The 11,831-nt window shown below is 39.8% G+C and carries 13 protein-coding genes and 1 pseudogene; 4 read left to right on the top strand and 10 right to left on the bottom strand.

What is annotated here, in order from left to right; genetic code table 11:
• A partial coding sequence (locus tag AC1DVB_RS22025) for a glycosyltransferase (RefSeq protein WP_477590943.1) occupies positions 1 to 650 on the bottom strand: 650 nt, incomplete at its 3' end.
• A 201-nt stretch (positions 651 to 851) separates the two neighbouring features.
• On the opposite strand from AC1DVB_RS22025, the gene AC1DVB_RS22020 reads away from it, so the two are divergent.
• Both AC1DVB_RS22020 and AC1DVB_RS22015 read left to right on the top strand, forming a co-directional pair.
• A complete protein-coding gene (locus tag AC1DVB_RS22020; RefSeq protein ID WP_235568267.1) occupies positions 852 to 1,964 on the top strand; it encodes a mechanosensitive ion channel family protein in 1,113 nt (370 codons plus the stop codon).
• A gap of 297 nt (positions 1,965 to 2,261) precedes the next feature.
• A complete protein-coding gene (locus AC1DVB_RS22015) occupies positions 2,262 to 3,617 on the top strand; it encodes an MATE family efflux transporter (RefSeq protein ID WP_057277355.1) in 1,356 nt (451 codons plus the stop codon).
• A 63-nt stretch (positions 3,618 to 3,680) separates the two neighbouring features.
• On the opposite strand, the gene AC1DVB_RS22010 is transcribed toward AC1DVB_RS22015, so the two are convergent.
• Complete coding sequence (locus AC1DVB_RS22010; protein WP_082609320.1) at positions 3,681 to 4,454, bottom strand: SDR family oxidoreductase; 774 nt, start codon at positions 4,452 to 4,454, stop codon at positions 3,681 to 3,683.
• A 158-nt stretch (positions 4,455 to 4,612) separates the two neighbouring features.
• Between AC1DVB_RS22010 and AC1DVB_RS22005 the strand changes: the two genes are divergently transcribed.
• Positions 4,613 to 5,080 (top strand): hypothetical protein, encoded by a 468-nt coding sequence (locus AC1DVB_RS22005; RefSeq protein ID WP_057277354.1) that lies wholly within the window; start codon positions 4,613 to 4,615, stop codon positions 5,078 to 5,080.
• A gap of 190 nt (positions 5,081 to 5,270) precedes the next feature.
• Here the strand turns inward: AC1DVB_RS22005 and AC1DVB_RS22000 are convergent, their stop codons facing one another.
• The 6 genes from AC1DVB_RS22000 to AC1DVB_RS21975 form a co-directional block, all read right to left on the bottom strand.
• Entirely contained in the window at positions 5,271 to 6,005 is a 735-nt protein-coding gene (locus tag AC1DVB_RS22000; RefSeq protein ID WP_328176923.1) for a CAP domain-containing protein, read from the bottom strand.
• 447 nt (positions 6,006 to 6,452) lie between these two features.
• Positions 6,453 to 6,890 carry a FixH family protein gene (locus AC1DVB_RS21995; RefSeq protein ID WP_057277352.1) on the bottom strand — a complete coding sequence of 146 codons (438 nt, stop codon included), beginning with the start codon at positions 6,888 to 6,890 and terminating at the stop codon, positions 6,453 to 6,455.
• Between the two features lie 19 nt (positions 6,891 to 6,909).
• Entirely contained in the window at positions 6,910 to 8,325 is a 1,416-nt protein-coding gene (locus AC1DVB_RS21990) for a sensor histidine kinase (RefSeq protein ID WP_477590939.1), read from the bottom strand.
• Complete coding sequence (locus AC1DVB_RS21985; protein WP_239858333.1) at positions 8,322 to 9,008, bottom strand: response regulator transcription factor; 687 nt, start codon at positions 9,006 to 9,008, stop codon at positions 8,322 to 8,324. Before AC1DVB_RS21985 ends, AC1DVB_RS21990 begins: the two co-directional genes overlap by 4 nt.
• A 1-nt stretch (position 9,009) precedes the next feature.
• Positions 9,010 to 9,972: a YncE family protein gene (locus tag AC1DVB_RS21980; protein ID WP_477590937.1), complete on the bottom strand. Its 963-nt coding sequence runs from the start codon at positions 9,970 to 9,972 to the stop codon at positions 9,010 to 9,012.
• 119 nt (positions 9,973 to 10,091) lie between these two features.
• Positions 10,092 to 10,358 carry a hypothetical protein gene (locus AC1DVB_RS21975; protein ID WP_477590935.1) on the bottom strand — a complete coding sequence of 89 codons (267 nt, stop codon included), beginning with the start codon at positions 10,356 to 10,358 and terminating at the stop codon, positions 10,092 to 10,094.
• 111 nt (positions 10,359 to 10,469) lie between these two features.
• On the opposite strand from AC1DVB_RS21975, the gene AC1DVB_RS21970 reads away from it, so the two are divergent.
• The gene (locus AC1DVB_RS21970; RefSeq protein ID WP_034307479.1) at positions 10,470 to 10,712 is read left to right on the top strand and encodes a hypothetical protein; all 243 of its coding nucleotides are present in this window, start codon (positions 10,470 to 10,472) and stop codon (positions 10,710 to 10,712) included.
• Positions 10,713 to 10,769: 57 nt separating this feature from the next.
• Here AC1DVB_RS21970 and AC1DVB_RS21965 read toward each other — a convergent pair.
• Together AC1DVB_RS21965 and AC1DVB_RS21960 are read right to left on the bottom strand one after the other, a co-directional pair.
• Positions 10,770 to 10,916, bottom strand: a pseudogene (locus AC1DVB_RS21965) (DUF2188 domain-containing protein); the annotation flags it as partial.
• A gap of 66 nt (positions 10,917 to 10,982) precedes the next feature.
• Positions 10,983 to 11,831, bottom strand: an 849-nt coding sequence (locus tag AC1DVB_RS21960; RefSeq protein WP_477590933.1) for a CobW family GTP-binding protein, incomplete at its 5' end; no start/stop codon positions are given.

Below are 11,831 nucleotides of genomic sequence, written 5' to 3'. Positions count from 1 at the left end.
TCCTTTAATAAGGCATCAAGGTTATCTGTAATTAAATTATTGATTTTAACGGCCCCAAGGCTTCCGCCCATAACGAGTAACACCGGTTTGTTTTTCGTGAATCCACAAAATGCTTTACCAGTAGAAGCGTTTCCCGTAAAAATGCCATCGCGTAATACAGCGCCAAGATACATGGCCTTCTCTTTTGGAAGTTCTTTTTCCGTTTCTTGGAAGGTAGTGAAAATTTTCGATGCAAGTGGCATCGCGATCTTATTAGCCAGACCAGGCGTATAATCCGATTCATGTATGGCAATCGGAATCCTAAGCATCCTGCCTGCCAAAACGACTGGAACCGAAACGAAACCACCTTTAGAAAAAATGAAATCAGGCTTGGTCTTTTTTAATATTTTTCGTGCATCAAAAATCCCTTTTATGACCCGGAAAGGATCTTTCATATTTTCAACAGATAGGTAACGCCGGAATTTCCCAACGGAAATCGTTTCATAACGGACCTCTGGAAATTCCGTTTCGATGATATTTTTTTCAATGCCTTTTTTTGAACCAATATAAGTAACATCCCAATCATGCTTTAAAAATTCCGGGATGATTGCTGCATTAACAGATACATGACCGGCAGAACCGCCTCCGGTAAATACTATTTTCTTAGTCAATATTTCCACCTTCCAAACTTAAAAAATCACTTTGCATCCATATTACCATATATCCTTGCCATTAATAACTTGAAAAAGTATTCAGTGAACCGAAATCCCCCATGATGTATGTAATCATCGATTATTTTTCCTTTTTCAGCATGAATATATTATAATCTTAGTATTCTACAATACTACAAGATACAATGGAGGAGTAATACATTGCAAGAAGTTTCTGAATCACTCAATCAATTTGATGAAATCGAAGCCTGGACCAAATTAGGAATTTCCATAGGCATTTTCCTAATCTTCCTTTTGCTTCGGAAAGTATTTACTACATATATATTCAAGTTCTTTCTACGGATTGCAGAAAAACGTAAAGTTGAATTTGCCGCCAACTTAATGCTCGCAATAGAACAGCCAGTAAGATGGCTTATCGTTTTGATTGGGGTTATCATTTCACTGCACTACTTTCCGATCGACTCACCTTCGATTGAACTCAGATCGAAAATATACAGGTCGTTTTTTGTCTTCTTATTCTTTTGGACGATTTTCAACATCAGTTCGATCTTAACCATTTTATTTCCGAAATTAGTAAGTAAATTCGGACTTGAAGTCGATCAAATCGTCATGCCGTTCTTTACAAAAATCACAAACATAATCATCATTGCTTTTGGTGCCTCCATCATCGCGGAAGAATGGGGATTCAATGTCGATGGATTTGTTGCTGGGCTTGGTTTGGGTGGATTGGCTTTCGCACTTGCCGCTAAAGATACCGTCAGCAATTTCTTCGGGGGTATCGTCATCGTTACCGAAAAACCTTTTACCATAGGAGATTGGGTCAAAACTCCAAGCGTGGAGGGAACCATTGAAGACATCACATTCCGAAGCACTAAAGTTCGGACTTTTGCCCAAGCTTTAGTTACAGTCCCAAATGCGACCCTTTCGAATGAACCGATCATCAACTGGTCCAAGATGGGAAAAAGACAGATCGCCTTCCATTTGGGTGTTAATGTCACAACACCAAAAGAAAAATTGGAAAATGTCATTAAAGACATTGAAAGAATGCTTATTGATCATCCTGAAGTACATCCAGAAACAATTTTGGTTAAATTTGATGAGTTCAGTCATTCCGGTTTCAACCTTTACCTATATTTCTTCACGAAAGCCACGGACTTTGGAGGATATTTATCAATCAAAGAAGATGTGAACTTTAAAATAATGGAGATATTGGAACAGGAAGGAGTACAAATTGCCATTCCTTCACAGGCATTCATTCTTCAAAAAGACTCAGATACGGAAGCCATGAATGATTTTGAATCCATGCGTGACTGACAAAAGGGGTTCCATCTGAATTTTTAAACAAAGTTGATTGGAGCGGGTGTTCGAGACTCCTGCGGGAACGCCTGCGGAAAGCGAGYGCCTGTAGTGGAAATCAACGTTCATATTTTACACTGCCTAAAAAAATGTAGGCAATCTTAATTAAATATCGGATTTATCTACAAACTGAGACTTGCCCTAAACGGCAAGTCTTTTTTGCATCAAATAAAAATTCTTAAAATATCACATGCTTATGTGATATAATTCTTTCATTGTGTTGAAAATTCCAAATATTGATATTGAGGTACTTTGATGAATCAGACTTATACTAAATCACAAAAGATCCGCCTGTTATTTTATATATTGATACCTATCCTGATCACCCAAATCAGCATGTATGCCATGACTTTTTTTGATGTGATGATGTCGGGGCAATACAGCACTCAGGACGTTGCTGGCGTCTCCATCGGCAGTTCGCTATGGACACCCGTGTACACGGGGCTGAGCGGGATATTGATTGCCTTAACACCGGTGGTTTCACAGCTGGTGGGTTCCAGGCAGTCCAAATCCGTTTCCTATTCCGTGATGCAGGCCATTTATTTAGCTGTGGCTTTAGCCTTGATCATTTTAATCATTGGAGCATTTTCTTTGAACCCCGTATTGAATGCCATGGACCTTGAAGATAGTGTCCACATGGTGGCTCATGATTATTTGATCGCCCTTTCACTCGGTATCATTCCTTTATTCATTTATAATGCGTTGAGGGCTTTCATCGATGCTCTGGGGCAAACCAGGATTTCCATGATCATTACCTTATGTGCACTCCCGGTAAACGTCCTTTTTAATTACTTGTTAATATACGGGAAGTTTGGATTCCCTGAACTTGGCGGTGTCGGTTCCGGGTACGCCACTGCCATTACCTATTGGTTAATTGCCCTGGTGGCCATACTGGTCGTGATAAAAATAAACCCATTTTCGACATATCAGGTTTTCACTGAATTTTTCCGGGTTTCATGGAAAGAATGGAAGGCCTTATTATTGATTGGGGTACCCATCGGGCTCGCTATTTTCTTTGAAACAAGCATTTTTTCGGCTGTCACCCTTTTGATGAGTAAGTATGATACCGTTACGATTGCGTCACACCAGATTGCCATGAATTTTGCGTCACTGCTTTATATGATACCGCTAAGTATATCCATGGCATTGACGATCGTCATTGGATTTGAAATCGGGGCAGCCCGTTATAAAGATGCCAAAGAGTATAGCTGGATTGGCATTTCGCTGGCCTTGACGATGTCACTCGTTTTGTCGACCATCCTCTTCCTCTTCCGTGAACCTGTGGCCTTTTTATACACTAAAGATCACGAAGTAATGATGCTGACATCACATTTTTTAATATATGCCATCTTCTTTCAGATATCGGACGCCCTGCAGGCACCTATTCAGGGCATTTTGCGTGGATATAAAGATGTAAATGTTACATTTGCCATGTCACTGGTCTCCTACTGGATTCTCGGGCTTCCAATTGGCTATTTCTTTGCAAAGTTTACGGATATGGGAGCCTTTGGGTATTGGATCGGCTTAATTTCCGGCTTGGCTCTTGGGGCAATAGGCTTGGCTGCTCGCTTACGGTTCATTCAGCGAGTAAAATATAAAAAAATGGCATAAAAAAAGTGGGGCTGGATTACACCAACCTCACTTTTATTCATTCTGAATTCAAATTCTAAATCACTAGGCTTTATATATTTTCCCAAGAACATCCTTACCGCCTGTTACCGGTATGATGCTCCCGGTAATGAAATCCGATTTTTCATCACAAAGGAACGTGATGACCCTCGCTATATCTTCCCCCGTCCCCGGTCTGCCGACTGGAACCGTATCATCCTTTTCTGCTCTCGCGATCCTTATTTCCTTCTCTTTCCAATCCCCTATGATATCACCAGGACAAACCATATTCACGGTGATTCCATGAGTAGCTTCTTCCGCAGCCAATGTTCTTGTCAAGGAGGTCAAGCCGCTCTTTGCAGCGGCAAAAGCAGAACGATAAATCCAACCTGGTGCAGTTTCACACCGTTCAAACCCTAAGGTAATGACTCTGCCCCAGTTTCTGCTGCGCATTTGTGGAATAAGTTCCTTTGCAAAATAGAAAAAACCATTTAAATTCCCGTCCATGATGTACTTCCATTCATCGCCGCCATATTCAGTCATCGGTTTACGATCATGCATATATGGCCCCGCGTTATGAATGAAGATATCAACATGGCCAAATGTCTCCGAAATCTTTTGCAATATATTCCGGCAATCTTCCTCACTTGACGAGTCACCTTGAATCGCAATTGCCTTAACATGGTACATTTCCTGTAATTCATCCACTAATGCTAAAGCTGCCTTTTTACTTTTTCGATAAGTAATGATAATGGACATTCCATTATCCGCGAGTGAAAATGCCATCCTTTTGCCGATACCCGTTGCTCCACCAGTAATAAAAGCTACTTTTTCATCCACAGGCTTACCCTCTTTATCTAATGGATTTTACTTAATTATACATAAGTTTATTCCATTTTCTATAATTTAGTAATTATAAAAAAGAACCTCTGGGCTTTAGCTGCATAAAATATAACAAATAAACCTGTCAGACCATAAACAGGAGAGAGGAATTCAATATGTTTCCCTGGAATTCACTTTTTTCTTTTAAGAATAACCCTAACCAAAAGGAATTCATGAAAAATATGCAGCAAAGTGATGTTCAATCGTTCATTGAAAAGGTATTTTCACAAGTGATCCCTGACAATATGCAAGGTATGATGAACCAAAAAGATGGCGGCTCACAAAAAGTAAATGCCAGATCTGAACATCCTTTACATGCCGAAGTATTTGAAACCCACTTATATGTCTTCGTAAGAATTCCAATACAAGATGAATCTTGGCTAAAGAAAATGAAACTTTACCATACATCTAACCAATCCATCATCGAGGGGATTCCCGAAGAGTCAGATCGTCATGTCATAACACTCCCCGCACCTGTAAAGAAAAAAGGAGCATCAGCCCAATATAAAGAATCAACATTGGAAATACGGCTTCAAAAAAGTTTCAATACACAGTATTCAGAAATCGATGTATCGGAAATTTAAGTGGCTTCAACGGGACCTCACTGATGTTAAGGTGCGGTTCCAGTTATTTCTTGGTTCAATTTTTTTAGATTTGGGTACATTATAGAGAGCTAATAAATGGTACAATTAATTTTTTCCCATGGAATGGAACCATTCTCGCAAAAAAAAAAGCGCACCCCATGTTAATGGGATGCACTTTTCTATTAATCTATTATTTTCCGATGAATTGTTGAGTCCAGTAGTTACCAGATTCTACGTAACCTACTCCAATATGAGTAAAGCTAGGGTTCATGATGTTTTCACGGTGTCCTTGGCTATTCATCCAAGCTTGTACCACTTCTTCTGGTGTTTGTTGACCTTGTGCGATGTTTTCGCCAGCTGTTTTATAGCTGATTCCGAATTGTTTCATCATATCGAAAGGTGAGCCGTAAGTCGGGCTATTGTGGTCAAAATAGTTTTTATCCTTCATGTCTTGAGACTTGATACGTGCAACTTTGCTCAACTCAGTGTCGATTTTAAGAGCTGCCAAACCTTGTTTTTCACGTTCTGCATTCGTTAATTTAACAACTTCTTGTTCAAATGCACTTAATTCAGAGCTTGTCTCTGGTTTTTTATCAGTTGATTTATCAGGTGTTACTTCTGGTGCTGCAGGTTTTGCTGCTGGTTTTGATTGGTTCGTTGTTCCAACTTCTTGTTGAGCTGGTTGTTGAACTGGTTTTTGAACTGGTTTTTGAACTGGTTTTTGTTGTGCCTGCGCTGCAGGAATAGTGATATTGTATTTAGCAAGGTATTGGTTAAGGACTTTTTGCATATCCTCTTTATTCGTAGTTTTATAAGTTACTTGTTTCACTGTATCACAGTTGGCTGCTTCAGCTTGGTTAGCTCCTACTCCTGTGAATATAATAGCTGCAGCCGCTGCTGCTGACATAATCATTTTCTTTTTCATTCGTATTTCCTCCTGTGATGTTCATTTTTTGTTGTGCTTTGCTTCTGGAATTATCATAACATGCACTTTTTGTAATAAAGGCACCATCAATTTCCATCAAATTCACAGGATGCGAATGAAAATATATTTATAATCCAAGTTTCCGAGAAAACAAGCAGAAATGCTTTAACTATCTATGTTTCTGCCAATAGTATTAATACTCATATTTTTCCAGTAATTATTTGTCAATGGTAGTTACATAGAACCATTTCCATGGAATACTAATAACTTTTAGTTGACATATCGTTACTAACCGAATTATTATGACTTTCTTTACTTTTATGTTACAAATTTTTCGGTTTCACTTCGACATTTCCTCATTTTCCCCCTATCGTCTTGAACATTTTTCCAAAGAAAAAAACAATCCGGATTTAAGCCCGAATTGTTTTGATTTTGATGGTACATTCATCATTTCAGTTCTTCATCATTCATCTCGTCCATTTCTTTTTTTCCGCCATTTTGTTCGGGAGTGCTTGGTTTGCCTATGACGAATTCTTTCTTTGGCATGTTGTGCATGTCCCTTGCCGTTACGTGGGCATATACATAATAGGTACCTTCTTCATCAAAAGCCTTTTCCAGTTCATATATACCGTTCCCTTTATGTTTTACTGCTATCTTGTCATGGTCATCGCTATTCGCAAGCCAAATTTCAAAACTGACATCATCCGCATCTGTCACGACTTCGTCCCCATATGTTACTTTTGCCTGAAATTTCACAGGCTCATTCACTTTACCCTGAGTTGGATCGACAGCTAAATCGACATTTAACATTTTTGGAATCTCCTCTTTCTTGCCGCATCCAGCCAAAAAAATTAACGCCATGCAAAATAACATGATTTTTTTCATTTTTGAACGTATCCCCTTTTTATGAATTCCATTCTTCTTTTATATTCGGCAGGATGACCCTGACTGTTGTTCCCCTTTTTTCCTTGCTTTCTATTTCAATTTTACCATTTTGTAATTCCACCAATTTTTTGACAATGGACAGTCCAAGCCCTGAACCGCCATCAAATCGGCTGCGTGCTTTGTTCACACGGTAAAAACGATTCATGATATACGGCAGATCCGCTTCCGGAATCCCGTTGCCCGTGTCAGTTACCAGCAGTTCGCAATCATCCTTACGCTGAATTAGGGTAATATGAATCGCCCCTCCGGAATCCGTATACTGAATGGCATTATCAAAAATGTTATGTAGAATCTGTTCCATCCTTCCTTCATCCCCAAAAATAATCGGGTCTGGATCCAGGTCTAGCTTCAGGTCCAATTGTTTTTCCTTTATTATCGGTTCATATTTCACAAGTACGTCTTCAATGAATTGCGCATAGGCAATCGGGGTTTTATTTAACAAGAATGGAGCACTTTCCATTTTTGATAAGTCCATAAGATCTCCCACAAGCCGCTGCAGCCTAAGAGCCTCCCTTGAAATGAGGTGAAGGTATTTCCGTTGCTCTTCATCATTTTTCACGACACCATCCAATATGGCCTGCGTATATCCCTTTACGTAACTAAGCGGGGTTCTGAGCTCATGTGCAACATTTTCTAGAAATTCTTTTTTTCTTTCTTCTTCCAAATGGATGGAATTGGCCATATCATTAAAGGCTATTGCCAGTTTACCTATCTCATCATGACTCCTTACCTCGACCTGTATGTCATAATCCCCCTCTGAGACACGATGGGCAGCAGTCTCGATTTCCTTAATCGGACTGACTAGCTTTTTCAACCATTTAGTAGTAAACAAAATCGCGACAATCAAAAATAATAGAACCGCCGCCAACCATTTTGCAGCAAATTCCTTAAATAAGACCGTAATGGAATCTACAGGAATATATGTATAGATGATACCTTCGAGGCGATTTTCGTCAATCAAAGGTATGATGGCCGCTACGATGTTCTTTTCAAACCTTTTCTCATATCCTTCTTTTTCAACAGCTTTCCCATCTAAAAGCATTTGCCGTTCTTCTTCAGAAATAAGGGTATCGTAATTGATTTCAAAAGGCAGACAAGCACTCAATTCCCTGGGATTATTGACGACAAAGACTTCGCTGTCGTTCTTACTGTTAAACCATTCAACTTTTTGCTTAAAGTCCTCGCTGATTTCACCGCCGGAATAATCCGCCCCTAGCAATGATGCTTCATTGACTAAATCCGTTTTAAGCTTCTCCACATATAGATTTTTATAATAATATTGAGAAAGGGAGTAAGCGAACAGCACGGATAGGATGATGGCGGAGATAATGGTGAGCCATAATTTAAAAGAAAGGGTTCGCCATTCATAGATCATTTCTTTTCCTCTATCTTATAACCGATTCCCCAGACGGTTTGAATGTAATCGGCCGCTCTTAATTTCATTCGTAACGTTTTAATATGGGTATCCACAGTACGCAAAGATCCTCCATACTCACCGCTCCATACATTTTCAAGCAGTTGCTCACGGCTGAGTGCCTGGCTTTTATGACGCATGAGGAATAACAGCAATTCGAATTCTTTCAAGGTTAAATTGATTGGCTTCCCTTCCACTAAAACCGTTCTGGATTGTAAGTTCAAGCTAATTTTACCGAATCGGACATGGTTTTGATTCTCTTCAGTCAATGATAATTTCCCTGTCCTTCGCAATACCGCTTCGACCCTTGCGACCAATTCTCCTGGATTGAAAGGTTTGACGATATAATCGTCGCCGCCAAGCTTCAGCCCTTTCACCTTATCCCATTCTTCACCTTTCGCACTGACAAATATCACAGGGATCTCCCCAATTTCACGAATTTCTTCACAAACGGAGAAACCGTCCATACCTGGCATCATGATATCCAATAGGATTAAATCCACTTCCTCTGTTTCAACCATACTTATAGCTTCTTTTCCATTCGCAGCTTGAAGGCATCGATAACCTGAGTTCAGCAAATACATTTCAACTAGATTACGCATATCTTCTTCATCATCCACGACTAAAATGGTGTAAACATGCATGTCATCTACTCCTCAACATCAATTGGAATGGACCTTCGCCGACTTTGATTATTTTTTTAACATCGACTGTTTCAGCATCCATTACATACACTTCATCACTATCATATCCCGCCACGACCACATCTTCATTAAAGTTCGCCATTTCAAAGGGGTTGACGCCGACCACTTTGCTTTTGACTTCCTCATATTGATCATTCAATTTATATAAGGAGCTAGTCCCATGACTAAGGACAAATATCCCTTCCTCATTTTCCAGGAACTTTATCGGCATGGTTGGGGCCTTAAGCTTTTTCTTCAACTCTCCCGTTTTTGCCGAATAAATATAAAGATCTTCTTCCACTTGATCCCCATCACCGTGTCCTCCAATCMATATTTCATCCTTTTCTTCCCTTAATAATGTGCCTGTGCTGGAACTATGTACGGGAAATTCGAAATCGACCTTTTTCGTTTCAARGTTTATCACTGAACATTTGGTATCACCAAAATTAATAACATACAATCGATTCGCTTGCTCTCCTTGAAGAACGGTCAAGGGGCTTTTACCAACCTTGACAATATCCTGTTCCTCCCCATCAGCATTTAAAAAATAAATGGAGTGATTCGATTGATTGACCGCCACGATGCTTTTTCCATCACGTAACAACTGCATATTGACGATACCTTTTCCAATTTCCCAATTGTTTATCAGTTTTCCTGCAGATAAAGAGTACACTTGGACTTTCTCCATCTCTTTTCCATAAAGCAGGATAGTATCTTTGTCTGCCAGGAGCAGGGCTCCGGTAAATGGTTCTGAAATATCCCATTTTGCAAAAGCATGATAGTTTTCGTCTATGAAAGTCAGTGAGGTATCCTTGATATTGACAGTTGCCAGGAAAGATTGACTTTTATTGATTTTAGTAAATGCATTACCGCTATTACACCCCGTAAGCAGTACGATGGCAAGAAAAAGCCCGCCCCACTTCATAATTTTAAGCTCCTTATTCATTAAATATCTATTTTTTAAAAATTTTAACAATGATTTGTGAAAAAAGTATGAAGCATAAAAGAATATTTGCTAACAAGCATCCGTACACACTCAAAAAATCATAATCTTTCCAATTCAGTGATATAGGCCATTACAATCGCATTTTTCATTTCTTCCGAAAGCGATGATTCCATCACGCGTTTAATAGAAAGGTAAAATTTCTCCAATACTGGTTTTCGGGCGCGTGGATGCGCATTTTCATCCAAAATCTCTCGTCTGATGAGCTCCGGCAACACTTCCCTTCCCCCTCCATCGTTCACCTTACGATTGTTCCATATGCTTAAATAAGCCAGCAGTAATTCTTCTTGCCTGACATTTTCTTTCATAGTATCCCTTCCATCCATTACTAATTTTTACATATTAATGTTCAAGTTTGTAAAGACTATCTTAATAATAAGATATCATGCTTTTTAAAATCCAAAAAAGGAGTGAGTACAATGTCTCAAGTATACCGCTGTCCGAATTGCCGGACAAATAAATCTCGCTTCAATCTCATTCAGCAAGTAGCAACACCCATTAAAAAGGATCCCCAATCCGGTGAGATTGTTGAACAATATTCGAACGACTCCCTTCTGCCATTCCATCTAGCATATAATGGTCCTGAAGTTCGTGTTCAGTGCGCTGCCTGCGGATTGATAGAAGACGAAAAGACATTTGCCGCCTTTGGAATGCAACAATAAAAATGGTCAGACCCCTATGTGGGTCTGACCATTTTCTTAATCATTTCCTACTGTCATCTTAGCCCGGTCTATGGCAATTGGAATGGCTTTTCCATCCTCATATCCTTCATCCAATAAAGCATTCGCGATTTCTATAGYCTTTTCCCTGACATCTTTATCTAGATTCTTCATCGAGTTTGGGTAATCGTTCTTATTCCATGGCACTGATACCGCCTCCTTAATAAGAAAGTCTTCTTTTCATGTTTCCCTTCTTTAATGGGCGGTAAACGTTTATCGGGCCGCTTTCGCTTCCAAAGCTTTCAACTGACCGATCAACATTTCCTTATCCAACTTTTCCCCGATCATGACGATATTCAATGGCATTTTCATCATTTCATTCATATACATCGGCATTCCGTAGGAGTATTGGAATAAATGCGGGTATTGTGAATGTGTAAAGGAAATATATCCTTTCATTCGATAGACCGTTTCCGGCAGTGCTCTAAGCCACTCTTCAAAATCGGTTTGTGCCACAGCACCTTCAAATGTATGAACGATTGCAGTTAAGTGCAAATGGTCATGTACATCAAGCTTTTGATGTCCATTATGCCTTTTTCTTTGCATTTGCTGCAATGATGCCAATGAAACGGCTGCATACTCCGTCAATAAACATACAGCATCCGTATTCAGCGCCTGTATCGTATATATTAGCTGTGCGGCCTCCATCTCACTTACCATATCCGCTTTATTCAATAAAATGAAATCGGCATGATGGATTTGCTCTGCAAGCAACTGTCGAAGCTGCGGAGACAGTTCCTCCCGATCGCGCCACCTTAATAAATCGACGACCGTGATGATCCCTTTATACTCCAGCTTTTTGGCGAAAATCGGCGACATGATGCCATCCAATACTTCAACTGGATGAGCTGCACCCGTCGTTTCAATATAAACCGCATCCAGTTCATTTTCGGTTAGTAACTCATGAAGCTGAACCTCCAGTTTATCTTGAATTGTGCAGCAAATGCACCCGTCAAACAATTCCTTCAGAGGCACTCCATCACCAATGAGTCCGCTGTCAACCGATACACTGCCGAGCTCATTTAAAAGCACTGCCACTTTTCTGCCCGCTTCACTTTCCTG

Source organism: Peribacillus sp. P4_D6, assembly GCF_056401795.1.
This window is presented reverse-complemented; position numbering and strand designations above follow the sequence as displayed.

Excerpts from the sequence above, each read along its gene's own strand:
- AC1DVB_RS22015 (WP_057277355.1), top strand. The coding sequence starts at position 2,262 with ATGAATCAGACTTATACTAAATCACAAAAGATCCGCCTGTTATTTTAT.
- AC1DVB_RS22005 (WP_057277354.1), top strand. The coding sequence starts at position 4,613 with ATGTTTCCCTGGAATTCACTTTTTTCTTTTAAGAATAACCCTAACCAA.
- AC1DVB_RS22000 (WP_328176923.1), bottom strand. The coding sequence starts at position 6,005 with ATGAAAAAGAAAATGATTATGTCAGCAGCAGCGGCTGCAGCTATTATA.
- AC1DVB_RS21995 (WP_057277352.1), bottom strand. The coding sequence starts at position 6,890 with ATGAAAAAAATCATGTTATTTTGCATGGCGTTAATTTTTTTGGCTGGA.
- AC1DVB_RS21990 (WP_477590939.1), bottom strand. The coding sequence starts at position 8,325 with ATGATCTATGAATGGCGAACCCTTTCTTTTAAATTATGGCTCACCATT.
- AC1DVB_RS21985 (WP_239858333.1), bottom strand. The coding sequence starts at position 9,008 with ATGCATGTTTACACCATTTTAGTCGTGGATGATGAAGAAGATATGCGT.
- AC1DVB_RS21975 (WP_477590935.1), bottom strand. The coding sequence starts at position 10,358 with ATGAAAGAAAATGTCAGGCAAGAAGAATTACTGCTGGCTTATTTAAGC.
- AC1DVB_RS21970 (WP_034307479.1), top strand. The coding sequence starts at position 10,470 with ATGTCTCAAGTATACCGCTGTCCGAATTGCCGGACAAATAAATCTCGC.